This window comes from Luteibacter yeojuensis (genome assembly GCF_011742875.1).
In the GTDB taxonomy this organism is placed as follows: Bacteria; Pseudomonadota; Gammaproteobacteria; order Xanthomonadales; family Rhodanobacteraceae; genus Luteibacter; species Luteibacter yeojuensis.
In genome coordinates this window covers 1,372,681-1,396,953 of record NZ_JAAQTL010000001.1, presented here as the reverse complement: position 1 = coordinate 1,396,953, position 24,273 = coordinate 1,372,681, and the positions used below count along the sequence as shown (strand labels likewise).

The window sequence follows — 24,273 nt, the reverse complement described above, 5'->3', positions numbered from 1 at the left end:
TTACTCCGCTGCGTGATCGGTGCCGACCGGCGCGACCAGCGCCTGTTCGACGAGCGCCGTCTGTTCGGCGATATGGGTGTTGAGGTGACCCGCGGCCGGTGCCGGCGAACGAGCGCGTCCCGCATAGGACAGGCTGTTCTTCGGACCCACGCAGGCCTGCAGGTGGTGACGGATCTGGAACCAGGCGCCCTGGTTCATCGGTTCTTCCTGGCACCACACCACTTCCTTGGCGGAAGGGTACTTTTCCAGTTCGGCCGTGACTTCGGGGCGCGGGAAGGGGTAGAGCTGTTCGACGCGCACGATGGCGACGTCGTTGAGGCCGCGCTTCTCGGCGTCCTCGAGCAGGTCGTAGTAGACCTTGCCCGAGCACAGCACCACGCGCTTCACCTTCTTCGCCGGCAGCTCGCGGTGCTCGCCGATCACCAGCTGGAAGTGGCCGGTGGCCAGCTCGTCCAGCGTGGACACGGCCAGCTTGTGGCGCAGCAGCGATTTCGGCGTCATCACGATCAGCGGCTTGCGCACCGGGCGCACCTGCTGCCGGCGGATCATGTGGAAGGCCTGGGCGGGCGTGGTGGGCACGCACACCTGCATGTTGTCCAGCGCGCACAGCTGCAGGAAGCGCTCGAGGCGCGCGGAGGAGTGCTCCGGGCCCTGGCCTTCGTAGCCGTGCGGCAGGAACAGGGCGAGGCCGCAGAGACGGTCCCACTTGGCTTCGCCGGAGCTGATGAACTGGTCGATCACGACCTGGGCGCCGTTGGCGAAGTCGCCGAACTGGCCTTCCCAGATGGTGAGCTGGTCGGGCGAGGTGGTGGCTTCGCCGTACTCGAAGGCCATGACGGCCTCTTCGGAGAGCAGCGAGTCGATGACCTCGACGCGGGCGTTCCCGCGCACCTTCGACAGCGGCAGCAGGGTGTTGCCGGTCTTCTGGTCGTGCAGCACCGCGTGGCGGTGGAAGAACGTGCCGCGGCCGGCGTCCTGGCCCACCACGCGAAGGTCGTTGCCTTCGGCGATGAGCGTGCCGTAAGCGAGGTTCTCGGCGAAGCCCCAGTCGCCCGGAAGTTCGCCGGCGGCCATCTTGCGGCGGTCTTCGTAGATCTTCGCGACGCGCGAGTGCAGGGTGATGTCGGCGGGAACGTCGAGGATCACGTCCAGCACCTTGGCCATCGTCTCGCGCGACACGCCGGTGTCGACTTCCATCGACAGGCTGTTCTTCTGGAAGCGCGTCCAGTCCACCGAGATGTCGCGGTCCGGGTTCGGGTCGATCGCGATCAGCGGCTCGCCCTTCTCGAGGCGCGCGCGGTAATCGTCGAGCATCTTCTGGCCGTCGTCGGCACCGATGGCGGACTGCTTCACCAGCTGCTGCGCGTAGAGGTCGCGCGTGGTCGGGCGCTTGCGGATGATCTGGTACATCAGCGGCTGCGTGGCCGCCGGTTCGTCGGCCTCGTTATGGCCGTGGCGCCGATAGCACACGAGGTCGATCACCACGTCCTTCTTGAACCGCTTGCGGAATTCGTAGGCCAGGCGGGTGACCTGGATCACGGCTTCCGGGTCGTCGCCGTTCACGTGGAACACCGGGGCATTCACCATCTTGGCGAGGTCGGTGCAGTACAGCGTGGAGCGGGCGTCCTCGCGCTTGGACGTGGTGAAGCCCACCTGGTTGTTCACCACCAGGTGCAGCGTGCCGCCGATGGCGAAACCGCGCGCCTGCGACATCTGCATCAGTTCCATGTTGACGCCCTGGCCCGCGAAGGCGGCGTCGCCATGGATCAGCACGGCGATCGACTTGTCGCGCGCGGTATCGCGGCGGCGCGCCTGGCGCGCGTGCACCGAGCCGGCCACCACGGGATTCACGATCTCGAGGTGCGACGGGTTGAACGCCAGCGCCACGTGCACGCCGCCGTTCGGCGTCTTGACGTCGGCGGAGAAGCCCATGTGGTACTTCACGTCGCCGGAATGGATCGGGCTGTCGTCGTGCTCGAACTTGCCTTCGAACTCGTTGAAGAGTTGCGAGGGCGCCTTGCCGAGGATGTTCACCAGCACGTTGAGGCGGCCGCGGTGGGCCATGCCGATCACGACTTCCTTGACGCCGTTGTCGCCGGCGGCGCGGACGATGTCGTCGACCATCGGGATGAGGCTGTCGCCACCCTCGAGGGAGAAGCGCTTCTGGCCCACGTACTTGGTATGCAGGTAACGCTCCAGGCCCTCGGCGGCGGTGAGCGCCTCGAGCACGCGGACCTTCTCGGCCTTTGCAAGACCCGGCGAGCCGCCGGCCTGTTCCAGCCGCGAGTGGATCCAGGCGCGCTGGTCGTGGTCGGAGATGTACATGAACTCGGTGCCGACGGAACCGGTGTAGATCTGCTTGAGCTTCGCGAGCAGGTCGCGCAGCTTCATCCTCTGGCCGCCGCCGGCGAAGGTGCCGGCGTCGAACTCGGTGTCGAGGTCGGCGTCGGAAAGGCCGTGGAAGGCGAGGCCCAGGTCGGGCGTTTCGATGTCCGGAACGGTCAGGCCGAGCGGATCGAGCTGGGCGGCGATATGGCCGCGCGAGCGGTAGGCGGTGAGCAGGCGGAGCACGCCGGCCTGCTTCTGCGCATAGGCGTTGTCGGCGGGGCCGGCCGGCGCGGCGGCCGCGGCACGGCGCTGTTTCTGCGCCGCCTCGATGCGCGCGATGGCGTCGGAGTGGGCGACGTCGCCGGCCTCACGGCCCTTGAAGCCTTTGAAATAGCTGTCCCATTCGGCCGGGACGGCGCCAGGATCGGCCAGCCAGGCTTCGTAGACTTGCTCTACGTAATCGGCGTTGCCGCCGGCGAGTTGGGAGGATTCGGAAAACTCGCGGATCAGGTTTGCGCTCACGTCACCACCGGCACACGAAAAGGACGGGCCGCCGCGAGGCTCGTGGGGACTGCCTGCGGCATAAGAATCCGTTAATTATAGCCCCGTGCTGCTGCGCCGCGCCAACCCAAAACGCAGTTTCCGATTTGCCTTAGATGCCGAGTGGTCTTATCTGCCACGCGGGCTCGGCCCGCTCCCAGACTTCCTCGAAATATGCCGTGAGACGAGAGGTCTCACCGGGGGCGTCGAGGGCGCCGCGAGCGTCGTAACGGCTGGCGACGGGCCTGAACAGAAAGCCACCGGCCTGATCCGTGACGAAGGCCGAGCCGTAGCGGAGATGCGCCTCCTCGGTCGGAACCCGGATGGCGACGGCGGTCGGCAGCCGCTGGGCGAGGGCCAGCAGCCGGTGTCCGTCGCGGTGGGCCCGTTCGGCGTCGTGGGTGAGGACCCGGATCTGCGCCTGACGGCCGCTCGTCGCGATCCGGCGAAGCTCGGCCTGCGCCGCGTCCCCCTCGAGCAGGCCGGGCTCCAGCGCAGGCAGGTAGATACAGAGCCGATGGCGGGCGCCGGCGAGCAGGCGGACATGGGCGGCCTCGAGGCCAACCCGGTCGTCGGCCGTCAGCAGCATGTCCGCCGGGTCGGTCACCGCCGGCGACTCTTGCGCACGCCGAGGTGGCCGTCGTTGATCAGGGCCAGGAGGACGGTCTTCTCGGCGGGCTTCGGTGCGCGATCGAAGGCGAATTCGCGCGCTCCCGCGAGGCGCTCGGCCAGCTCGGGCGGGCATGCGTATGCCTGGCCGCTCACATAGAGCGTGGTTTCCTTCTTCCCTTTGACCCAGGCGACCCGCGCGTAAGGGTGGCGCACCAGGGTGGCGCCTGCGGCCATGGCTTTGTCGAGGGCGGCCTCGGTGGTGGCCTTCGGCGGTGCCGCGGCGACCTGGGCGTTGCGATAACGGGTGATGAAGCGGCCGAACCAGTCCGCGAGCAGGTCGCGGTCCAGCGCGGCGGCGAAGGGCAGGGCCTGGCGCAGGCGGTTGAGCGCGGCCGCGTCGATCTCGCCGGCGCGCCTGGCGGGAACCAGGTCCGGATCGGTATAGCGCAGCTCCTCGGGCATGCGTTCGGCGAGGAAGTCCGAGAGATCGACGGTCAGCTCGGCCTGGGAGGGCGCGCGCATGCCGATGGAGAAAGTCATGCAGTCGCCGATGGCCACGCCGTCGTGGGGCACGCCGGGCGGCAGGTAAAGCATGTCGCCGGGTTCGAGCAGCCACTCGTGGGTCGGCTCGAAGACTTTCAGCTGCTTGAGTTCCACGTCGTCGCGGAAGTCCAGCGGCGCGTCGGGATCGTCGCTGATGGCCCAGTGCCGTTCGCCCAGGCCTTGCAGCAGGAACACATCGTACTGGTCGACATGGGCGCCCACGCCGCCACCGTCTTCCGCGTAGGAGACCATGATGTCGTCGAGGCGCCAGCTGGGCAGGAAGGCGAAATGGTCGAGCAGGCCGGCCACGTCGGGGTCCCACTTGTCCACGTCCTGCACCAGCAGGGTCCAGTCGCGCTTAGGGGTCTTGCCGAATTCGGCTTCCTCGAAGGGGCCGTTCTTCACCGTCCAGCGGTCGCGCTTCTCGTCATGCACGATGAGGCGCGCAAGCACGCCCTCTTCGCAGGCGAGACCGGCGAGGTCGTTCGGCTCGATCGGTGGCCGGAAGTCGGGGAAGGCGTTGCGGATCAGCAGCGGGCGCTTCTGCCAGTAGTCGCGCAGGAACTGTGCCGCGCTCATGCCGAGCGGCTGGCTGGCGCTGCCGCGCACTTCGATGGCGAGGGGTTTGCGGCTGGATGGCTGGATGGACATGTCGGGACTATAACGACGGTGGGAGGGGGCTTGCTCAAACAGCCTTGGCAAGCTTCTCGGCCAGGCCGATATAGCTTCCCGGCGTGAGTTCGGCGAGCGCCTGCTTCGCGTCGGCGGGCAGGTCGAGGCCCGCGATGAAGGCGCGCATGGAGTCCTTCGTGATGCCCTGGCCGCGGGTGAGCGCCTTCAGCTGTTCGTACGGTTCCGGCAGGCCGTAGCGGCGCATCACCGTCTGCACGGCTTCCGCGAGCACTTCCCAGCTGGCGTCGAGGTCGGCCGCGACGCGCTCCGCGTTGACGTTGAGCTTGCCGAGACCCTTCATGAGCGACTCCAGCGCGACCAGCGAGTGACCGAAGGCGGTGCCGAGGGCGCGCAAAACGGTGGAGTCGGTGAGGTCGCGCTGCCAGCGGCTGATCGGCAGCTTCTCGGCGAAGTGGCCGAGCAGGGCGTTGGCGAGGCCGAAGTTGCCCTCGGCGTTCTCGAAGTCGATCGGGTTGACCTTGTGCGGCATGGTCGACGAACCGACTTCGCCGGCCTTCAGCGCCTGGCGGAAGTAGCCCAGCGAGATGTAGCCCCAGATATCGCGGGCGAGGTCGATGAGGATGATGTTGATCCGGCGCAGCACGTCGGCGAATTCGGCGATGCCGTCGTGGGGTTCGATCTGCGTGGTATACGGATTGAAGACGAGGCCGAGACCGTCCACGAAGCTGGCGGCGAGCGCCGGCCAGTCCACTTCGGGATACGAGACAACGTGCGCGTTGTAGTTGCCGACGGCGCCGTTGATCTTGCCCGGGATCTCGATGGCCACAAGCTGGCGGCGCTGGCGCTCGAGGCGCGCGACGACATTGGCGATTTCCTTGCCCATGGTGCTCGGCGACGCGGTCTGGCCGTGCGTGCGCGAAAGCAGCGGGAGACCGGCATGGGCATGGGCGAGGCCGCGCAGCGTCGCGATCACCTGGTCGAGCGCGGGCAGCAGCACCTCGTGGCGCGCGTCCCGCAGCATCAGGGAATAGGCCAGGTTGTTGATGTCCTCGCTGGTGCAGGCGAAGTGCACGAACTCCTTGGCCTGGGCCAGCGCCGGGTCGCTGCCGATCTTCTCCTTGATGAAGTACTCGACCGCCTTGACGTCGTGGTTGGTGGTGGCCTCGATGGCCTTGATGCGTTCGCCGTCCTCGACGGAGAACTCGTTCGAGATGGCCAGCAGGCGGGTCACGGCGTCGGCGGAGAACGCCGGCAGCTCCACGATGCCCGGCTGGGCGCCGAGGGCCAGCAGCCAGTGGATCTCCACGTGTACCCGGCGGTGCATGAGGCCGAATTCGCTGAAGATGGGACGCAGCGACTCCATCTTGGCGGCATAGCGGCCATCCAGCGGCGAGAGGGCGGTCAGCGTGGCGTGGGACATGGAGGGTTCCTGAAGGCGTAGCGGGGTAATCCCCAATTATAGCGGCCCCGAGGACGGTTGCCCCGCCGGCTGGCGCTCCTCTTTGCAGGAGCCGTCGTAGCGGTGGGAAGCCGGTGAAGCCATGAAGCCGCGAGGCGGGTTTCCTCGCCGCTATAGCGGCTCCTACAAAAGCGGGGGGTCCGGCTTTACTGTATGCGCATCCCCCCTCTGGAGTCCCCGCAATGAGCAAGTTCCGCACCGAACGCGACAGCATGGGCGAGTTGAAGGTACCCGCCAAGGCCCTCTACGGGGCGCAGACCCAACGGGCCGTGGACAACTTCCCGGTGTCGGGGCTGACCATGCCGCGCGAGTTCATCCGCGCCCTGGGCCTGATCAAGTCGGCCGCGGCGGAGGCGAACGTGAAGCTGGGCCACCTCGACAAGGTCTCGGCGAAGGCCATCCGCGACGCCGCCGCCAGGGTCGCCGCGGGCGAGGTCGACGAGCATTTTCCCATCGACGTCTTCCAGACCGGGTCAGGCACCAGTTCGAACATGAATGCCAACGAGGTGATCTCCCATCTCGCCGCGGCGGCCGGTCGGAAGGTGCACCCCAACGACCACGTCAATGCGGGCCAGAGCTCCAACGATGTGATCCCCACCGCGATCCTCGTGAGCGCCACGCTGGCCACCAGCGAGAAGCTGCTGCCGGCGCTGAAACAGCTGCGCAAGGTCATCGACGGGCGGGCGAAGGAACTGAAGAAGGTGGTGAAGACGGGGCGTACCCACCTGATGGATGCCATGCCGATCACCTTCGGGCAGGAGCTCTCGGGCTGGTCGGCGCAGATCCGCGACGCCGCCGAGCGTATCGCCGATACGCTGAAACGCACGCGCCGCCTGCCACAGGGCGGCAGTGCCGTGGGCACCGGCATCAATGCCGATCCGAAGTTCGGGCCGGCCGTCGCCGCGGAACTCTCGAAACTCACCGGCGTGACATTCGAATCGGCCGACAACTACTTCGCGGGCATGGCCGCACAGGATGCGCCGGTGGAACTGTCGGGGCAGCTCCGCGCCCTCGCGGTCGCCGTGATGAAGATTGCCAATGACCTGCGCTGGATGAACTCCGGTCCGCTCGCGGGACTGGGCGAGATCGAACTGCCCGCGTTGCAACCCGGCTCCTCGATCATGCCGGGGAAGGTGAACCCGGTGATCCCGGAGGCGGCCGCGATGGTCGCGGCCCAGGTCATCGGCAACGACGCGACGATCGCCGTCGCCGGCCAATCGGGCAACTTCCAGCTCAACGTGATGCTGCCCGTGATCGCGTACAACCTGTTGCAGTCGATCGAGATTCTCGCCAACGTCGCGACGTTGCTTGCCGATAAGGCGATCGCGGGGTTCAAGGTGAACGAGGAACACATCCGCGAAGCGCTGGACAAGAATCCCATCCTCGTCACGGCCCTCAACCCCGTGATCGGCTACGAGAAGGGCGCGGCGACGGCAAAGCAGGCTTACAAGGAGAAGCGGCCGATCATGGAAGTGGCGCTGGAAACCACCGGGCTTTCGAAGGCCGAGCTGGCGAAGTTGCTGGACCCCGCCGCCCTGACCAAGGGCGGCATCCATGGCGGTGGCGGTGGCGGTGGCGGTGGCTGATCGTCATCCCGGCGACAGCCGGGATCCAGGGCGTCGGTACCCGTTCATGCTCACGCGCTTACAACCGGCAAGCCGGATGCCGATCGGGCAACACCGGCTCCGGACGCATCGCCGCGCGGTCATAGGGGATATAGCTCGCCCAGTACCAGGGAAAACAGGTCTTCCCCAGGACGTCGTCCAGCAGGTAGGCGAAGATCGACTCCCCGTTCGAACTGTTGCTCATCATCAACACGCAGGTCTTCGACCGTTCCAGGCACACGAAGAGGTTGTTCGTGCCGTCGTCGTGCCCTTCCTTGAAGAACGCCGGGCCACGCGGCGATTCGAACGTCCCCACGCCCATCGCGTAACCCAGCGAAATCGAATCGTTGTCGCGGGAGTCGGCCAGCCCGATGGTCGGGAACTGCCGCACCGAATGGATTTTCACCACCGGCTTCAGCCAGGTGCGATAAGTGGCGGGCTTCAATCCCTCGCCGCGGGACATCGCCGCCAGGAGCCGGGCGTAGTCGGCGATCGTCGTATCCATGGAACCCGCCGCGCGCACCGATTCGCGGCGTTTGTGACCGAGCGGCTTGCCGTCTTCGTCGTAACCGATGGCGACATTCTCCGCGAAGTCGTCGCGCCAGGTCATGCCCGAGCGCGTCATGCCGTAGCGCTCGAAGAGGCGTGCCTTCATCAGGTCGCCCACGTCGATGCCCCTGCCGTTCTCGAGTACGAACTGCATCAGGTTGATGCCTTCGCCGGAGTAGCCGAAGCGTGCTCCCGGATCGAAGTAGAAGGACAGCTTGCCGTCCGGGTCATAGTCCTTCCCCGGCGGCCAGAAGCGGAAATTGGGGAAACCCGAACGGTGGCTCAGCAGGATCGACGGTGTGAGCTTCCGCCAGCGTTCGTCGCCGGCGAGATCGGCGTATTTCGGGTAAGCGGGCAGGGGCTTGGGAAGATCTTTCGCGATGCTGCGGTCGAGGTCGAGCTTGCCCTCGTCGACGAGCGACATCGCGGCGTAGGCGAACGCGGCCTTCGTGAGCGAGGCGGCATACATCACGGTATCGGTGGTCAGCGGGAGGTCTTTTTCCACATCGCGCTTCCCGTAGGCCTTCACCGAGACGACCTTGCCATCCTCGACGATCGCGACGGCGAAGCCCGGGACTTTCGCTTCCTTCATGAGGAAGGCAACCCTTGTGTCGAGGGCTGCGCCGCGAAGCAGGGAACCGTCCGTCGCGACGGCCGGCATGGCGAGAACCAGGAACGAACCCAACAGCATCGTGCGAAGCATCGTGCGTCCTCCCCTGAAGGAAGACGGCTCCCGAAGGAGCCGTCCGTTGGTGTCGAAGATCAGCTGTCGTCGCGCCAGCGGCGGAACCAGACGGCGCCGGCGATCATCGCCGCTCCCGCCGCCGCGCCGATCCAGAGCGAGGGGCTGGCCAGGGCGCTGTAGTGGTAAGCCAGGCCCATGCTGTTCACCAGCGAAGCCGGGTCGCCATGGCCCACACCGCTGAGCTGCGAGGCATTGGAGATCCAGCCACCCGGGGCAAGGCTGCCCAGCAGGCGACCCACCACGTTCTTCCAGAACCACTCGCTCGACAGGCCGGCGATGCCCATGAGGCCGAACCAGGACACGATCACGCCGGCGCCGACGGGCAAGGCGATGGCCCAGAGGAACGGCTTGCTGCGGGCCCAGGAGGAGCACAGCAGCAGCCAGCCGATGGTCGGCAGCGCCCAGACCGCATACAACGGGATCAGCAGGATCATGTTCAGCACGACGCGGATCGGGTGCGAGGCCATCAGCAGGCTCCAGAGGCCGACACCGTGCATGGAGGCGACCACGGCGAACAGGAGGCTCATCGCCAGGCCCACGATCACCCCGATCACCACGGCGATCGCCGGGGCCAGCACGATGGCGCTGGCGACCTTGGAGAGCACCGTCGAGGTATCCGACAGTGGCAGCGACTTCCAGAAAAGCACGCTGCGGTCGCGGCGATCGTCGTAGAGCGCACCGAGGCAGTAGAAGAACACGACGATGGCCGTGACGCACAACACGATGCCCGCGATGGCGTAGAGCGAGATGTCCATCATCGCGCCGACGTTGTTCAGATCCTCGGGGTGGAACTTCATTTCCCCATACTTGAACACGCCCCAGTTGTTGCGCCGACCGAAGATTTCGCCGAGGACGATCCCCATGATGTTCAGCGCCAGGAAAACGATGCCGGTGACCACGGGCGCCCAGAAGAAGCCGCCCTTGTGTTCCCAGAATTCGCGCTTGACCAGCCAGTAGAAGGTTTTCATGCGTAGGTGCCCTTCATGGTGGCGACGAAGAGGTCGCTGATCGACGGTCGCCGCACTTCGCCGAGCCGTTCGAGTTGCGGCCGGCTCACGTTGTCGAAGAGGAAGACGCTCTTACCGAAGACCTGCCGTTCGTCGAGCGGTTTCAGCTCGCGTGCCGCGGCCGCCAGCTCGGCGCCCACCAGCACTTCGGCGAAGCGCTCACCCAGGCTGTCCATGTCGGTGTCGAGCACGATCTTCCCGTCGCGGATGAACATCAGGTCGGTGAGGATGTGTTCGATCTCCTCGACCTGGTGGGTGGTGACCAGGATCGTTTTCTCCTCGTCGAAATAATCCTCCAGCAGGCTCTGGTAGAACTGCTTGCGGTAGAGGATGTCCAGGCCGAGGGTCGGTTCGTCCAGGATCAGCAGCTTGGCGTCGATGGACATCACCAGCGCCAGGTGCAGCTGCACGATCATGCCCTTGGACAGCTGCTTCACCTTCTGGCCCCGCTGCAGCTTGGTGCGGGCCAGGAAGGCGTCGCATTTGGCGCGGTCGAAGCGGGGGTGGGTATGGGCCACGAAATCGACGGCGTCGCCCACCTTCAGCCAGCGGGGCAGCACGGCCACGTCGGCGATGAAGCACACCTGTTCCATCAGTTTGTCGCGTTCCTTGCGCGGATCCAGTCCGAGGACGCTGAGCTGGCCATCGAACGTCGTAAGACCCAGGATGGCCTTGAGTGCCGTGGTCTTGCCGGCGCCGTTGGGACCGATAAGGCCGACGATGCGGCCGGATTCGATCTGGAACGAAGCCGAATCCAGGGCAAGCGACGTCTTGTAACGCTTGGTCAGGCCGGTGGCGGTGACGACCGCTGTCATGACGGGTCCTCCGCGGAGCCGTTGGCTTCACGCATCAGGGTTTTCAGATCGAGGCCCATGCGCTGCAGGCGGGCGTACAGGGCCGGCCATTCCTCGCGCAGGAAGCGCTCCCTTTCACTCTTCAGCAGCGCTTCGCGCGCTCCATCGATCACGAACATGCCAAGACCCCTCCGTTTCTCAACCAGTTGTTCGTCGACCAGCTCCTGGTACGCCTTGGAAACGGTCAGCGGGTTGATCTGGAAATCCCCCGCGACCTGGCGTACCGACGGCAGCGGGTCGCCTTCGTTCAAGGCGCCGTCCAGGATCATGGCCACCACGCGTTCGCGGAGCTGGCGGTAGATCGGGACGCTGTCGTTCCAGGTGATGGACATGTATGTCATTCCTTCGCCGTCTGGCGCAGTGCGTTACCGAACGAATAGTAGGGCATGGCCAGCTGCGCACGGATCAGCGCTGCGGCACGGTCTTCGGCGCTGCGCTTCAGGGCGTCGGCGGCCGAATCGAAAGTGGCCTCGCTCAGGAGGGCGGCGTCGCGCACATCGGCGTCGGTAGGCCGTACTTCGAGCGGGGGCAGGTCGACGACACGCGTGCCGTTGACGAAATGCGGTGCGGCGAGCATCGCGGCGGCGCGGTCATCGAAGGAGCGCAAGGCGGACACGGCGGTGCCGGCGATCAGGACGGATGCGGTCAGGGCGATCAGATTCGGCGCTTTCATGAGACGACTCCGATGACGTGTTGCGGGGTGCTCGGGTTAGAGGGAAGCGACGTTCGGGCCGGCGTCGGCGTAGACGACGATCGGGGCGAGGTCGGTGACTTTCGTGCCGTTGATCTCGCTCAGCGGGGCGACCTTGGTGGAGGTGCTGCTGAAACCGACCAGGGCGGAGGCGGCGATGGCGAAGGAGGCGGCCAGGGCGATGTAGTTCGGGCTTTTCATGGTGTCTGCTCCTGTGGTGCTGTGGGTGACCGGTGTTGTAGTGAACTATAACACCGAATTTTGAGTCGTCAACCGGAATTTCGTGAAATTCCATATGACTTATGGCCTATGCCGTGCCGGGGTGTGCTGGTGGGGTGGTCCGGGCGGGCACCTGTTCTGATGCCGTTTTCACTGGAAAGGTTTAGGCGACGGGCTCTCGCCGCTATAGCGGCTCCTACAGAGGGGCCGGGACGTTGTAGAAGCCGCTATAGCGGCGAAAGCCCGCAAACGAAAACGGCCGGCCCCCGGAAGGGGCCGGCCGTTGGCCGATCGACGTGCTGCAGGCCTTACAGCTCCGCGCGGAACTCCACGCCGATGATGCGCGGGTCGTTCACGAAGGCCGTGCGGTTGTTGAAGTCGATACCGCCCGTGATGACCTTCTTGTTGGTGATGTTGCGGCTGTACAGGGCAATCTCGCGCTTGCCGAACTCCCAGTTGTAGCCGATGCGGATGCCGCCTTCGAGGAATGGCTTGCTGCGGAACTCTTCCGAGTCGTACAGGAAGAAGTTCACCTCGCTGCGGTAGTTCCAGTCGGTGTAGACGAAGAACTCGCCGCTCTCGCCGTACGGGATGCCGTAGCGGGCGGTCCAGGTGCCGATCCACTTCGGCGCGTTGGGGAGCACGTTGCCGTCGATGAGGGCGTTGCCGCTGGCATTGAGCGGATCCACCACGGTGCAACCGCCGCCGCACGGCGCGACAGCGAGGTTGCGGTCCTTCAGTTCGGTGTGGTTGTAGCTGCCGCCGGCCGTCATGTAGAAGTTCGGGGTGAGGTAGGCCTCGAGGTCGAACTCGGCGCCGTAGCCTTCCGTTTTCTTCGCGTTGATCAGCTGAGTGACGTTGGTCGCTCCGCCCACGGCGGTGAGCTGCTGGTTGTGCATGTTGTACTTGTACACGTCGGCGTTGAAGCGGAGCTTGTTGTCGTCCGACGTGGACTTGTAGCCGATCTCGTAGGAGGTGATCGTTTCCGGCTTCGCCGTGGAGATGCTATTGGCGAAGTTGATGCGGCCCTGCACGCTGGGCGCACGGAAGCCGTTGGCGATACGGGCGTAGACGTTGGAGTTCTTCGACAGCTGCCAGGTGCCGGTCAGGTCGCCGCTCCAGCGTGCGTCGGTCGGGCTGGAGGTGAGCGGGCCAACGGGACCGGTGAAGCCGAGGAAGCGCTCGGCCTTGAAGTCGCGCTTGTCGTGCGACCAGCGCGCGCCGGCGCGCACGTCGAAGTCGTCGGTGAACTGGTAGTCCGCCGAACCGAACACCGCCCAGGCCTTCGTGCGCTGGCTCTGGTCTACCCAGCCATTGAGCGCGTGATGGTTGAGCGTGTCGTACGAGAAGTTCGTGATCGCGATGTCTTCGTCGAAATAATAGGTGCCGACCTGCCACTTCAGGCGCTCCGCGCTGTCGTTGGACAGGCGGAATTCCTGGGTGATCTGGCGGTCCTTCGGCAGCGCGTCCGCGGTCTCCGAATAGAACGGCGTCACGCGGTTGGTGAAGCTGGGCTTGGCCGGCGTGCCGGAGGCGTCGTAGCCGCCGTCGACGTCGCCGAGGCTGTACGTGGTGGCGCGCTCGAGACCGGTGATCGAGGCGAAGTTGAGGTCGCCGAAGTGCCAGTTCAGGTGCAGGTTGCTGCCCCAGGTGAACAGGTGCTGCTTGTTGCGGCCGTCCTGCGAGACGGAGTCGCGATCGAAGCCCGGCACGAACTGGTCGCCGCCCAGGGTGATCGAGTTGGCGCGATTGACCATGGCGCTGCCGTCGAGCCAGCGGCCATGCACGTTGATGAGGGCGTCGAAGTCTTCCGAAGCCTTGTACAGCGCCTGCAGACGGATGGCACGATCGTTGTAGCCGCCGAGGTCGTCCTTCTTGCCGGTGTAGTCGTTGTCGATCCAGCCGTCGCGGTGCTGGGCGAGGGCGGAGACGCGGCCGGACCAGCTCGAGCTGAGCTTGCCGCCGATCGCGGCTTCGGCGTTGGCCGTGCCGTACGAGCCATACGACACGCGGGCATAGCCCTCGGTTTCCTGCGTGGGCTTGCGCGATTCGAACTTGATCACGCCGGCCGGCGAGTTACGGCCGAACAGGGTGCCCTGCGGGCCACGCAGCACTTCCACCTGCTCGAGGTCGAACAGGGGGAAGCCCTTGAGGATCGGGTTTTCCTGGACGATGTCGTCGTAGACCATCGACACCGGCTGCGACGCGTTGAGGTCGAAGTCGCTGTTGCCGAGGCCGCGGATGTAGAAGCGCGGGAATTCGCGGCCGTACGAGGTTTCCGCATACACGCTGGGCGCGCGCGAAGCGAGCTGCAGCACGCCGTCGCCAGCCTGGCCGAACGCCTCGAGCTTCTCGGCAGTCACCACGGTCATGGAGATGGGCACCTTCTGCAGGTCTTCCGTGCGCTTTTCGGCGGTCACGTTGATGGTCTGCAGCGTCGCCGTCCGCGGCGGCGCGCCGGACGGCTGGGCGTCCTGGGGAGTGTCCTGGGCGATAGCCGTACCGGCGGCGAGCGCCGCAGCGATGGACAAGGCAATGACGAGACGTCGCGGGGTGCGGCGCGGGCTTGCGAAGGACATGAGTTGTGTTCCGCCTGGGATGCTGGGGTAGGGAGAGGTGCCTCGCCAACTACGATGGAGCCGGTCCCCTGGCGAGGCGCGTCTGCGGCGGATTATCCACTGTGACGTGGTGATGACGAAAGTGTTGCTCTTTCGCGCCGTTCGCGTGTAACGCGGCCGGCTGGCTGTCATTGAAGTGCAATGGATGCCGATTATGGTTCCGGCGACTGGCGAGGTTCTCGCCATTTGTCGACCGTTGCCGTCGTGATGGCCGACGTTTGAGTATTTTCTCAATTCTTTCGGAGCGCCCGACCCATGAAGCGAATTCCCCTGGCCGCCGCCTTCTGGACGATGTGCGGAACCGCGGCCGCCGAAGGCGCCCCGCAGGCCGCCGTGGAGCTGTATGTCGATGCGGCCACGCGGCAGATCTTCGCGGAGCCTGGTCCGGGCCGGCAGCGGCTCGGCCGATTCGTGCCTGCCGGGGACGAGGTGGCGCCCGCGGCGACGGCCTCCGCTCGCGGCGCGAAGGGCGCGGTCGCCGCCGTCCCAACGGTATCCGCGAACACCTCCGCACCCCGAAGCCCGTCCGCTTCGGCCAAGGCCTGGTACGAGAAGATCGGCATTCGCGGCTACGTGCAGATGCGCTACAACCAGGAGCTGGGCGAGCAGGCCAAGGACCTGAAATCCCCCGGCGACCGCTTCATCGGGCGCGAGCAGGGCTTCGGCATCCGCCGCGCCCGAGTCGTCATCAGCGGCGACGTGACCGATCGGATGTCGATCTACATCCAGCCGGATCTCGCCAGCACGCCTTCGGGTTCGAGCACCACGCACTTCGCCCAGTTGCGCGACGCCTATGCCGACCTGTGGCTCGACAGCGACAAGACCTGGCGCATCCGCGCGGGCCAGTCGAAGATCCCCTATGGCTGGGAGGACCTCCAGTCGAGCCAGAACCGTCTCGCGCCCGATCGCGCGGATGCCTTGAATTCGGGCGTGCGCGACGAGCGCGACCTCGGCGTCATCGCATATTGGTCGCCGACCGTGGCGAAGGAGCGGTTCGCCTACCTGCAGAAGTCGGGCCTGAAGGGTTCCGGCGATTACGGGGTGGTCGGTTTCGGCGTCTATAACGGACAAGGTGCCAACCGACCGGATCGCAACGACCAGCTGCATGCGGTCATCCACGTCTCGTATCCGTTCAAGTTCGCGAACGGCCAGTACCTGGAGGTTGGTGCCGATGCCTATTCGGGACGCTACAAGGTCTCCACCGCGTCGGCGACCATCGACGGCAACACGTTCACCCCTTCCGTCGATGCACCCGAGGCGGGCTCCACCGACCGTCGTGTCGCGGCGCACGTCATCTATTACCCGCAGCCATTCGGTTTCCAGGCGGAGTGGACGGTGGGCAAGGGGCCCGAGCTGGATATCGCCGGTCGCACCATCCGCACAAAGTCGCTGCGCGGCGGCTATGCGCAGGTCATGTACAAGTTCGACGGGGGGTATGGCTCGCTCATGCCGTATGCGAAATGGCAGACCTATCGCGGCGCGGCGAAGTTCGACACGAACGCGCCGCGCATGGACGTGGACGAACTGGAGGCGGGCGTCGAGTGGCAGCCGTCGAATGCCGTCGAGCTGGCGGTGGCCTGGGCGAACATGCGACGCACGGATGTGAGCGCCGCGCCGTACCGGCGGGTTCACGGACAGTTGCTGAGGGTGCAACTGCAGGTGAATTACTGAGAGACGGGCCGCTGGGCCCCTGCCTGCGCAAGCAGGGGCCCAGCGACTCCCGCCCTAGGTCATTTCTTCCTGGCCCCTTCGGCCAGCGACTTCTCGCGCACCGCCTTGAACTCGCTGCCTTCCTTCCATGCCGGCCAGACATCGCTGCTCGCCAGCTTGTCGCCCAGGGCATAGAAGGCCTTCACGTTCTGCATCACACCGTCGAAGTTCCAGCGCATGTCGTACACGTCGGTCGGCTGGTGGTAGCGGTTCTTGCCGTAGTCTTCTTCGGCCGCCATGCCGGCGGCCTTGCCACCCACCACCATGTCGATGCCGCCGCCCGCGGCCAATGCCGGCACGCCGGCCTGCGCGAAGTTGAAGTGATCGGAGCGGAAGTAATAGCCCTTCTCCGGCGCGGTATCGCCGCTGACGACGCGGTTATCCGCCTTGAGCACTTCCGCCAGCATGTCCTCGAGGTCGTTCTGGCCATGGCCCTCCACCGCCATGTCGTGCGTCGCGCCGCCGATGGGCAGGGCATCCATGTTGATCTCGGCCACGGTCTTCGCGAGCGGGAACGGCGGATGCGCGACGTAGTACTTCGAACCCAGAAGTCCCGATTCCTCCATGGTCACGGCGGCGAAGATCACCGAGCGTTCCGGTTTCTCGTGGGCGAACTTGCCGGCGATCTCGAGCATCGCGGCGATGCCGGTGCCGTTGTCGATGGCACCGTTGTAGATCTGGTGTCCCTTCAGCGCGGGATCGTGGCCGAGATGATCCCAGTGCGCGGTGTAGACGACGGCCTCGTCCGGTTTGTCCGAGCCCTTGACCATGCCGATCACGTTATTGCTGAGCGAATGCGTGATCGTGCTCTGCAGGTGGATGGATGCCTTGGCGTCGAGCGGCACGGGCTTGAAACCGCGCACGCCGGCCTGCTTCGCGAGGTCGTCGAAGTTCTTGCCGGCCTTCGCGAACAGACGCACCGCGGCGTCGCGGGTCAGCCAGCCGGCCACCGGCAGGCGCGGTGCCGGGTCTTCGCTTTCAGGGAGGTCCAGGCGCGGGGTGGTCCAACCGCTGCGGACCACGTTCCAGCCATACCCGGCCGGCTCGGTCTGGTGGACGATGAACGCCGCGGCCGCGCCCTTCCGCGCGGCTTCCTCGTACTTGTAGGTCCAGCGACCGTAGTAGGTCATTTCGCGGCCCTTGAAGAGGCTCGCGTCGTTGCCGTCCCAGCCCGGGTCGTTGACGAGGATCACCAGGGTCTTGCCCTTGACGTCGAGCCCGTCGAAATCGTTCCACTGCGCTTCGGGCGCATCGACACCGTAGCCCACGAAAACGATATCGGAGTCCTTCAGGTCGACATCGGCCTTGGCCTGCAGCGTTCCGGCGACCATGTCGCTACCGAAGGCGAACCGCTCGTCGGCCCCGCCCTCCGCGACGTCCAGTGCAAGCGAGTCCTTGCCGTTCAGGGCCGTCGATACCGAGGGTACCGTCTGGATCCATTCGCCCTTGTTGCCCGGCTCCAGTCCGGCCTGCTTGAACTGTTCGATGATGTAGTTCGTGGTGAGGCGTTCGCCCAGGGTGCCCGGCTTGCGGCCGTCGTACTCGTCGGACGAGATCACCCGGAGGTGCGCGGCGAAGTCGGCTCCGGTGATATCCGGAGTGAAGTCGTGGTGTTCGTTGGCCACCGCGGGCAAGGGCGGTGGCGGCGCGGTGGAGGGGCCGGCCGGCGCGGCCGGCGGAGCGGCGGCGGTCTTGTCTTCGTCGTGGGACTGGCAGGCCGCCAGGGTGAGGGCGGTCAGGCAGGCGAGAGCGAGGCGTCGCATCGGCGGAGCTTTCCCTTCATGGCTGGTAACCATCCGAGTGTAGCCTCACCAGCCCGGGGGCGGGGCAGGGCCGAAAGCACGAACTTCGCCAAACGGACGAGGGTTACCCGCTATCGAGTGTGCATATTCGGCAAATTCACAAAGTGCTGGCATTTGATCCCATACATCGTTAGTTATAAGCGTCAACGGAGCCGCCTTTTCGAAGGCGCTCCGGCACGGGGTCAGGAAATGGGGGGACTCCTGCAGGGTGACGCCAAAGCGTGAGCGGCATGTCTGGGGAAGTGAGCACTGGGAGGTAATCGCATGAGCCGCCTTGCCGATATACAGGGACTGGAAGACTACGACCTCGTGAAACTGGGCGCTGTCCTCGGCGTCTGCGAGGTCGACCTGCTGACGTTGAGCCCCGCGCGACCACGCGCCGCCATCGCCTCCCGGGTGTATGAAGGGGTGACTTATTTCTCCGCGTATATCGACTTCGACGTACGCGGCTCGCTCGTCGTGCCCGAAGACGCCTGCATGCTCGTCTACCTTCACGAGACAGGCGAACGCAGCTGGTGCCAGGGCATCGGTATCGAGTCGGACATGGCCGTGACCTTGCTGCGCGGCACGCCCAGTGACTTCATGTTCGAGCGCGGCACGCGCTTCACGCTGGTCGTGGCGCCCTACGCAAAGTTCCGTTCGCGGTTCCTGGCCTCCGACCATGCCGACGTCGACATGGCCGCGCAGCGGCTGCGCCTGTTCTCGGTGCGTTCGGAACATCTGAAGCGCGCCTACCGGCAGATCGCGGCGAAGGTGCGCGACGGCGGCGAGCACGTGATGGGCCCCGTCGAAGACCTGCTGGACGAACATATCCGTGTCGCGCTGGCTTCCTCTTCGGAGGAGCGCCCCGTGGCGTCGCGTGGACGCCGGGCGCACTACCAGGTGGTCCGTCGGGCGGAGCGCTTCATGCGCGCCAACCTGCGCCGCGACATCTATTCCCAGGAACTCTGCCAGGCCTCCGGGGCGAGCGAGCGCGGGCTGCGTTACGCATTCGACGACCTCCTCGGCATCCCGCCCAATCGCTACCTTGCCATGCTTCGCCTGTGCACGGCGCATCGCAGCCTGGTCACGGCGGAAGCGGGTCGTCGCTCGGTGAAATCGGTGGCGCTGAGCTGCGGCATGTGGGATCTTTCGCGCTTCGCGGAGAAGTACCGCAGCGTGTTCGGCGAGCAGCCGCGCGAGACCCTTACCCGTCACGCGCCCGCCGAGGACCTCACGCCGGCCGACGAATACTACGAGTGGTGAGCGGTCCCATGGTTGCCTTCGCCGGAAGGCGGGGGTATTGGTAAGGCTCGCCACCCCTTGCCCGACATGCCGAAACGATTCGATATCCAGCTCGTCGCCCCCTCCGGCTACGCGGAAGACCGCGCCGCCTGCCATCGAGGCATCGAACGGCTCCAGGCCGCCGGACACCGGGTGCACGGCACGGAGGTGGTCGATCGGGTGCTGCTGCGTTTCGCGGGGAGCGACGCCGAGCGTGCCGCCGACATCAACCGGCTGGCGGATCCCGACAAGCCGTTGCCCGACATCGTGATGGCCATATGCGGCGGCTATGGCGCCATACCCTTGCTCGATCGCCTCGACTTCGACGGCCTGGCCGCACGCTTCCTCGACGATTCTTCCGTGCTGGTGGGCCACGGCGACTTCACCGCCATCCAGTGCGCCCTGTATGCCCGCTGCGGCATCGGATCGTTGCACGGGCCGATGCTCGTGCAGGATTTCGGAGCGGGGTACCTTCGCGAAAACACCTGGCGGCATTTCTGGCAGACGGTGACATCGCCGCGTACCGAAGCGAGCTGGGTCTGCGGCGAGGAGCAGCGCGACCTGCTGGTGGAAGGCACGTTGTGGGGCGGCAACCTGTCGGCACTCTGCAGCCTGGCCGGCACGCCGTACCTGCCGACGGTGGCGGGAGGCATCCTCTGCGTGGAAGAAACCGGCGAGCAGGCCTGGCGTATCGAACGCATGTTGTTTGAGCTGAAGCTCGCCGGCGTGCTCGACAACCAGCGGGCGATCGTCGTCGGCGGCCTTGGCGGCCAGCGCGTCAGCGAATACGACAACGGCTACGACATCGAGCATGCGTTGCAGCGGTTCGGGCGGGCATGCGGCCTTCCCATCCTGCGCGGCCTCGCCTTCGGCCATGGCCCGGACAAGTGGACGTTGCCGTTCGGCGCGCCTGCCGTGCTCTCGGTGGCGGATGGCGCGGCCAGCCTCACGGCGTCCGGCTATCGATATGCCGGTGCCGTGGATGGCGGCCCCGTCGCTCCGGCCTGAGAAAAGCCGTTCATCTGCCAGCCAGCTACGCCACCGATATCCCGGTAGCCTTGCGCCGCACTCTCCACCTTCGGCCGTCCCATGATCGATCCCCTGCATACGCCACCGCACGATCGTGCGGCGATTCCGCTTGCGCCCGCGCTGGATCCGTCGCTCGCCGACGCCCACATGCCTCCGCGGCTGCCGTTGCTCAGCACGCGGGTGCTGCGCATCGGCCTCCTCGCGATCGGCCTCGGTCTGGTCGTGGGCTGCGTCGCGCGGCTGCTCACGATGCTGATCGGACTGGTGACGAACCTGGCCTTCCACCAGACGTGGAGCGCCGAACTCACCTCGCCGGCGGGCCATCTGCTGGGCGCGTGGGTGATCCTCGTGCCGGCCGCGGGTGGCCTGATCGTCGGCGGCATGGCCCGCTGGGGATCGCGCGCCATCCGCGGACACGGCATCCCCGAGGCGATGGAGCAGGTGCTCACCAACGAGAGCCGCATTCCCGCGCGGATGACCTGGCTCAAGCCGGTGTCGTCGGCGATCGCCATCGGCACGGGCGGTCCATTCGGCGCCGAAGGGCCGATCATCGCCACCGGCGGCGCGCTCGGCTCGCTGCTGGGCCAACGCCTTCCCGTGAACGAGAACGAGCGCAAGACGCTGCTCGCCGCCGGTGCCGCGGCCGGCATGGCGGCGGTCTTCAGCGCTCCGGTATCCGCGGTGCTCCTGGCCATCGAACTTCTACTCTTCGAACGCCGTGCGCGGTCGCTCCTGCCGGTGGCACTCGCGGCGGTCACCGGCACTGGCGTGCGTTTCGCGCTGGAGGGTCCCGGTCCCGTCTTCCCCATGCCCGCGCTCGCCGCGGTGGCGCCGCAGGCGCTCATCGTCTATGCCTTGCTCGGCCTCCTGATGGGCGTGGCCGGCGTGCTGATCACGCGCCTGACGTACGGCATCGAGGATGCGTTCGAGAAGCTGCCGATCCACTGGATGTGGTGGCCGGCGCTCGGCGGCCTCGTTGTCGGCGCGGTCGGTTACGTCATGCCTGCCACGCTCGGCGTCGGCTACGACAACATCACGAACGTGATATCCGGCCGTCTGGGTCTTGCCGCGATGGCGCTGCTCGCGTTCGCCAAGCTGGTGTCATGGTCGGTCGCACTCGGCAGCGGTACCTCGGGCGGCACGCTCGCGCCGCTGTTCACCGTGGGCGGCGCGCTGGGCGGCGTGTGCGGCGTGCTGCTGTCGGGGTGGCCCGCACTGCATGTGGATCCGCACATGGCGGCCCTGATCGGCATGGCGGCGCTCTTCGCCGGCGCATCGCGCGCCCTCATGACTTCGGCGGTGTTCGTATTCGAGACGACGATGCAGCCGCATGCGCTTCTGCCGCTGCTGGCCGCCTGCACGACGGCCTACATCGTGTCGGGATTGATGATGCGCCACACGATCATGACCGAGAAGATCGCACGCCGTGGCGTGCACGTTCCCACGGATTTCGTGGCCGATCATGCCTTGCACCGCCCCGGTTTGCCCGGGGCGTAGCGACTATCAGGCGAGGGCGGTGACCTGGGTGGCGCCGATCACGCCGATGAAGACGATCGACAGCATCCAGAAGCGCGCCGGGTCGCGCCATACGCACACACCGAGGCATACCACGCCGAGCACGCAGGACACGATGCCGGCGGCGGTGAGGCCGAGTGCGACGAGCGAAGGATCGCTGCCGCCGGAAGCGATCAGCATGGGACGGAAGATCGCATACCAGGCCAGGACAAGGCAGGCTCCGCCGACGATGCCGAGCAGCCAGTTGGCGGGGTGGTGCTTCGGCAGCATGTTGATGCCGAGGAAGATCGAAAGTACGACGACAGCGAAAACGACGAGCAGCAACGCCATGCATTAACCCCTTTGTCGTGGCCTGCGGTCCCCACCGCGAAAGCCGTTTCCCGAGGATGGCCTATTGCGGCGCGGAGGTCATGCTGCGCCGCGCAAGCGGTGTTTCGTCGGCGCATGGGTCGTTTCGTCGGAATGGGCGCCAGTCGCGGCGATGCGCGGCGTATGCTCCACGGCGTTTCCAAGATGGAGCGCGCGAGATGGCAAGCCTGATGTTCCTTGGACGTATCGTGGTGGCGTGGGTCGCGGCATGGTGCGTGCTGCTCGTCGTCTGGGCCGCGATCGGATTCAACCGCGGCGAACTGCCCTGGATCTTCACGCTCGCGTGGTTCGTCGGGCTCCTGGTGGCCCTCGGGCGTGGCCTCACCCACCTCTATCGCGTGCGGGTCGTCGCCGGCCGTATCGACGGCGAGACGGTCTCCAACCGCCAGCGCCGCCGGGTGGAAGTGCCGTACCCGGCCGACGAGGCTTTCGCGCTCGCGGAGGACGTGGTCCGCGAACTCCCGAACGTGCAGGAAGTGGCCAGCGCGCGGGGCGGCCTGCAATTGCGTGCCTTGATCCGGGTGCCGACGAGCGAGCAGCCGCGCCGCCGTGGCCGGTTCCAGTGGCCGAACACCTTCGATCGCCCCACCAAGGTCTCGGCGACCGTCACGCCAGGCGACGGCTCGAGCAGCGTCATGTTCGTCTGCGAGCCGGACAGCGGCGCGTGGAGCGACTGGTTCAATCCCGACGGCGGCAATTCGCTGGAATACGTGGAAACGCTGGTGCGCGCGATGACGCAGCGTCTGTCCGAACGGCGCAATCGCGAACGCGCCGACGTCCGCCAGACGAAGATGGAAAAGGAACTCACCGCCGCGCAGCTGGGCCTGCTCCAGGCCCAGGTGGAGCCGCATTTCCTCTACAACACGCTGGCCAGCGCACAGGAGCTGGTGCGTACCGATCCCGCCCGCGCCGATCGCATGCTCGGCCATCTGATCGATTACCTGCGCCGCTCGCTGCCGCGCACGGACGGTTCGCTGTCCACGCTCGGCGAGGAACTGGAACGCTCGACGGCGTGGCTGGAAATCATGCGCCTGCGCATGGGCGAGCGCCTCGCCGTGCACACCGACGTACCGGAGGATGCGCTGAAAGTGCCGATGCCGTCCATGATGCTGCAGACACTCGTGGAGAACGCGATCAAGCACGGCCTGGAGCCGAAGCAGGGTGGCGGCGGCATCTGGATCAGGGCGGGCGTAGACGGTTCCGGCCTTTCGCTTACCGTGGCCGACGACGGCCTGGGTTTCCGCAGCGACGGCGCGGGCACCGGCATCGGCCTGAAGAACCTGCGCGAGCGCCTGCGGCTGATGTACGGAAGCTCCGCCGCTTTCTCCATCGGCAACAATTTTCCCCATGGGGTCGCCGCGACGATCACGTTGCCGGCGACCGGAGTGAGCGACCATGCCTAACACGCCTTCCTGCATCGTGGCCGAAGACGAGAAGCTGCTCGCCGCGGCCCTGCAACGCGAGCTCGCCATCGCCTGGCCGGAGCTGGAGGTGGTGGAAGTGGCCGAGGACGGCGGCGCGGCGCTCGACGCGATCGCCACGCACCGGCCGGACGTGGCGTTCCTCGACATCCGCATGCCCGGCCTCACCGGACTGGAAGTCGCCGCCGCGGCGGCCGACGCCAGCCCGCGCACACTGGTCGTCTTCATCACCGCTTACGATCAATACGCGATCGACGCCTTCGAGCGCGGTGCCGTGGACTACCTGCTGAAGCCGGTGACGCCGGACCGGCTGGCGCAGACCGTCACCCGGCTGCGCACGCGGCTGGCCGACGCCTCGCGGCATGCGAGCCGTACGGCCCAGGTCGCGCGCGACCTGGGCGAACGCCTGGAGGGTGCCCAGGACGAGCCGCTGACCTGGATCACCGCCAGCACGGGCCGGGCGACACGGTTGATCCTCGTGGAAGACGTGATCTACTTCCGCGCGGACAACAAATACACCCTGGTCGCGACGGCCGAAGGCGATGCGCTGTTGAGCAGACCGATCCGCGAGCTGCTTCGCCAGCTCGATCCGAAGACGTTCCGGCAGATCCACCGCTCGACCATCGTCAACCTGCGCCAGGTGGCTTCGGTGGAGCGCGACGACAGCGGCAAGGGCTGCCTGCGCCTGCGCGGCCGCCCGGAGACCCTGGCCGTGAGCCAGCCCTTCATGACCCTGTTCCGGGCCATGTGAGCGAGGAGGCA

The 24,273-nt window shown here is 66.5% G+C and carries 20 protein-coding genes; 7 read left to right on the top strand and 13 right to left on the bottom strand.

All coding sequences use genetic code 11. The annotated features are described in order from the left end of the window. The 4 genes from HBF32_RS06210 to purB all read right to left on the bottom strand — a co-directional run bounded on the left by HBF32_RS06210 (position 1) and on the right by purB (position 6,076). Positions 1-2,850, bottom strand: a complete 2,850-nt coding sequence (locus tag HBF32_RS06210) for a 2-oxoglutarate dehydrogenase E1 component (RefSeq protein ID WP_166698839.1) — start codon at positions 2,848-2,850, stop codon at positions 1-3. 130 nt (positions 2,851-2,980) lie between these two features. Further along, positions 2,981-3,475 (bottom strand): DUF7931 domain-containing protein, encoded by a 495-nt coding sequence (locus HBF32_RS06205; RefSeq protein ID WP_166698838.1) that lies wholly within the window; start codon positions 3,473-3,475, stop codon positions 2,981-2,983. After that, positions 3,472-4,674: a cupin domain-containing protein gene (locus HBF32_RS06200; RefSeq protein ID WP_166698837.1), complete on the bottom strand. Its 1,203-nt coding sequence runs from the start codon at positions 4,672-4,674 to the stop codon at positions 3,472-3,474. The genes HBF32_RS06205 and HBF32_RS06200 overlap by 4 nt, the downstream gene beginning before the upstream one ends. A 34-nt stretch (positions 4,675-4,708) precedes the next feature. Then, entirely contained in the window at positions 4,709-6,076 is a 1,368-nt protein-coding gene (gene purB / locus HBF32_RS06195) for an adenylosuccinate lyase (RefSeq protein ID WP_166698836.1), read from the bottom strand. Positions 6,077-6,297: 221 nt separating this feature from the next. On the opposite strand from purB, the gene HBF32_RS06190 reads away from it, so the two are divergent. Beyond that, positions 6,298-7,701 carry a class II fumarate hydratase gene (locus tag HBF32_RS06190; protein ID WP_166698835.1) on the top strand — a complete coding sequence of 468 codons (1,404 nt, stop codon included), beginning with the start codon at positions 6,298-6,300 and terminating at the stop codon, positions 7,699-7,701. Positions 7,702-7,759: 58 nt separating this feature from the next. Here the strand turns inward: HBF32_RS06190 and HBF32_RS06185 are convergent, their stop codons facing one another. The 7 genes from HBF32_RS06185 to HBF32_RS06155 form a co-directional block, all read right to left on the bottom strand. Continuing rightward, complete coding sequence (locus tag HBF32_RS06185) at positions 7,760-8,971, bottom strand: serine hydrolase domain-containing protein (protein WP_166698834.1); 1,212 nt, start codon at positions 8,969-8,971, stop codon at positions 7,760-7,762. A gap of 59 nt (positions 8,972-9,030) precedes the next feature. Further along, a complete protein-coding gene (locus HBF32_RS06180) occupies positions 9,031-9,981 on the bottom strand; it encodes a hypothetical protein (RefSeq protein ID WP_166698833.1) in 951 nt (316 codons plus the stop codon). Further along, positions 9,978-10,835, bottom strand: a complete 858-nt coding sequence (locus tag HBF32_RS06175; protein ID WP_166698831.1) for an ABC transporter ATP-binding protein — start codon at positions 10,833-10,835, stop codon at positions 9,978-9,980. Before HBF32_RS06175 ends, HBF32_RS06180 begins: the two co-directional genes overlap by 4 nt. After that, positions 10,832-11,206 carry a GntR family transcriptional regulator gene (locus tag HBF32_RS06170; RefSeq protein WP_166698830.1) on the bottom strand — a complete coding sequence of 125 codons (375 nt, stop codon included), beginning with the start codon at positions 11,204-11,206 and terminating at the stop codon, positions 10,832-10,834. Before HBF32_RS06170 ends, HBF32_RS06175 begins: the two co-directional genes overlap by 4 nt. A 5-nt stretch (positions 11,207-11,211) precedes the next feature. Beyond that, a complete protein-coding gene (locus tag HBF32_RS06165; protein WP_166698829.1) occupies positions 11,212-11,547 on the bottom strand; it encodes a hypothetical protein in 336 nt (111 codons plus the stop codon). Positions 11,548-11,583: 36 nt separating this feature from the next. Beyond that, positions 11,584-11,766, bottom strand: coding sequence for a hypothetical protein (locus HBF32_RS06160; RefSeq protein ID WP_166698828.1), 183 nt, complete (start codon positions 11,764-11,766; stop codon positions 11,584-11,586). 326 nt (positions 11,767-12,092) lie between these two features. Next, the gene (locus HBF32_RS06155; protein ID WP_166698827.1) at positions 12,093-14,363 is read right to left on the bottom strand and encodes a TonB-dependent receptor; all 2,271 of its coding nucleotides are present in this window, start codon (positions 14,361-14,363) and stop codon (positions 12,093-12,095) included. 294 nt (positions 14,364-14,657) lie between these two features. Between HBF32_RS06155 and HBF32_RS06150 the strand changes: the two genes are divergently transcribed. Beyond that, the gene (locus HBF32_RS06150) at positions 14,658-16,073 is read left to right on the top strand and encodes a porin (protein WP_166698826.1); all 1,416 of its coding nucleotides are present in this window, start codon (positions 14,658-14,660) and stop codon (positions 16,071-16,073) included. Positions 16,074-16,132: 59 nt separating this feature from the next. On the opposite strand, the gene HBF32_RS06145 is transcribed toward HBF32_RS06150, so the two are convergent. After that, positions 16,133-17,875 (bottom strand): M28 family metallopeptidase, encoded by a 1,743-nt coding sequence (locus HBF32_RS06145; RefSeq protein WP_166698825.1) that lies wholly within the window; start codon positions 17,873-17,875, stop codon positions 16,133-16,135. A 303-nt stretch (positions 17,876-18,178) separates the two neighbouring features. On the opposite strand from HBF32_RS06145, the gene HBF32_RS06140 reads away from it, so the two are divergent. The 3 genes from HBF32_RS06140 to HBF32_RS06130 all read left to right on the top strand — a co-directional run bounded on the left by HBF32_RS06140 (position 18,179) and on the right by HBF32_RS06130 (position 21,703). After that, complete coding sequence (locus HBF32_RS06140) at positions 18,179-19,159, top strand: helix-turn-helix domain-containing protein (RefSeq protein ID WP_166698824.1); 981 nt, start codon at positions 18,179-18,181, stop codon at positions 19,157-19,159. A gap of 66 nt (positions 19,160-19,225) precedes the next feature. Further along, on the top strand, positions 19,226-20,185 hold the full coding sequence (locus HBF32_RS06135; RefSeq protein ID WP_166698823.1) for an LD-carboxypeptidase: 960 nt from the start codon (positions 19,226-19,228) through the stop codon (positions 20,183-20,185). Positions 20,186-20,266: 81 nt separating this feature from the next. After that, complete coding sequence (locus tag HBF32_RS06130; protein ID WP_338039740.1) at positions 20,267-21,703, top strand: chloride channel protein; 1,437 nt, start codon at positions 20,267-20,269, stop codon at positions 21,701-21,703. A 6-nt stretch (positions 21,704-21,709) separates the two neighbouring features. On the opposite strand, the gene HBF32_RS06125 is transcribed toward HBF32_RS06130, so the two are convergent. Further along, positions 21,710-22,051 (bottom strand): hypothetical protein, encoded by a 342-nt coding sequence (locus HBF32_RS06125; RefSeq protein WP_166698822.1) that lies wholly within the window; start codon positions 22,049-22,051, stop codon positions 21,710-21,712. 197 nt (positions 22,052-22,248) lie between these two features. On the opposite strand from HBF32_RS06125, the gene HBF32_RS06120 reads away from it, so the two are divergent. Continuing rightward, a complete protein-coding gene (locus tag HBF32_RS06120) occupies positions 22,249-23,493 on the top strand; it encodes a sensor histidine kinase (protein WP_166698821.1) in 1,245 nt (414 codons plus the stop codon). Beyond that, complete coding sequence (locus HBF32_RS06115) at positions 23,486-24,262, top strand: LytR/AlgR family response regulator transcription factor (RefSeq protein WP_166698820.1); 777 nt, start codon at positions 23,486-23,488, stop codon at positions 24,260-24,262. The genes HBF32_RS06120 and HBF32_RS06115 overlap by 8 nt, the downstream gene beginning before the upstream one ends. Positions 24,263-24,273 lie beyond the last annotated feature (11 nt).

Coding starts and splice junctions, on each gene's coding strand:
- HBF32_RS06200 (WP_166698837.1), bottom strand. CDS start 4,674: ATGTCCATCCAGCCATCCAGCCGCAAACCCCTCGCCATCGAAGTGCGC.
- purB (WP_166698836.1), bottom strand. CDS start 6,076: ATGTCCCACGCCACGCTGACCGCCCTCTCGCCGCTGGATGGCCGCTAT.
- HBF32_RS06190 (WP_166698835.1), top strand. CDS start 6,298: ATGAGCAAGTTCCGCACCGAACGCGACAGCATGGGCGAGTTGAAGGTA.
- HBF32_RS06185 (WP_166698834.1), bottom strand. CDS start 8,971: ATGCTTCGCACGATGCTGTTGGGTTCGTTCCTGGTTCTCGCCATGCCG.
- HBF32_RS06180 (WP_166698833.1), bottom strand. CDS start 9,981: ATGAAAACCTTCTACTGGCTGGTCAAGCGCGAATTCTGGGAACACAAG.
- HBF32_RS06175 (WP_166698831.1), bottom strand. CDS start 10,835: ATGACAGCGGTCGTCACCGCCACCGGCCTGACCAAGCGTTACAAGACG.
- HBF32_RS06170 (WP_166698830.1), bottom strand. CDS start 11,206: ATGTCCATCACCTGGAACGACAGCGTCCCGATCTACCGCCAGCTCCGC.
- HBF32_RS06165 (WP_166698829.1), bottom strand. CDS start 11,547: ATGAAAGCGCCGAATCTGATCGCCCTGACCGCATCCGTCCTGATCGCC.
- HBF32_RS06160 (WP_166698828.1), bottom strand. CDS start 11,766: ATGAAAAGCCCGAACTACATCGCCCTGGCCGCCTCCTTCGCCATCGCC.
- HBF32_RS06155 (WP_166698827.1), bottom strand. CDS start 14,363: ATGTCCTTCGCAAGCCCGCGCCGCACCCCGCGACGTCTCGTCATTGCC.
- HBF32_RS06150 (WP_166698826.1), top strand. CDS start 14,658: ATGAAGCGAATTCCCCTGGCCGCCGCCTTCTGGACGATGTGCGGAACC.
- HBF32_RS06145 (WP_166698825.1), bottom strand. CDS start 17,875: ATGCGACGCCTCGCTCTCGCCTGCCTGACCGCCCTCACCCTGGCGGCC.
- HBF32_RS06140 (WP_166698824.1), top strand. CDS start 18,179: ATGAGCCGCCTTGCCGATATACAGGGACTGGAAGACTACGACCTCGTG.
- HBF32_RS06135 (WP_166698823.1), top strand. CDS start 19,226: ATGCCGAAACGATTCGATATCCAGCTCGTCGCCCCCTCCGGCTACGCG.
- HBF32_RS06130 (WP_338039740.1), top strand. CDS start 20,267: ATGATCGATCCCCTGCATACGCCACCGCACGATCGTGCGGCGATTCCG.
- HBF32_RS06125 (WP_166698822.1), bottom strand. CDS start 22,051: ATGGCGTTGCTGCTCGTCGTTTTCGCTGTCGTCGTACTTTCGATCTTC.
- HBF32_RS06120 (WP_166698821.1), top strand. CDS start 22,249: ATGGCAAGCCTGATGTTCCTTGGACGTATCGTGGTGGCGTGGGTCGCG.
- HBF32_RS06115 (WP_166698820.1), top strand. CDS start 23,486: ATGCCTAACACGCCTTCCTGCATCGTGGCCGAAGACGAGAAGCTGCTC.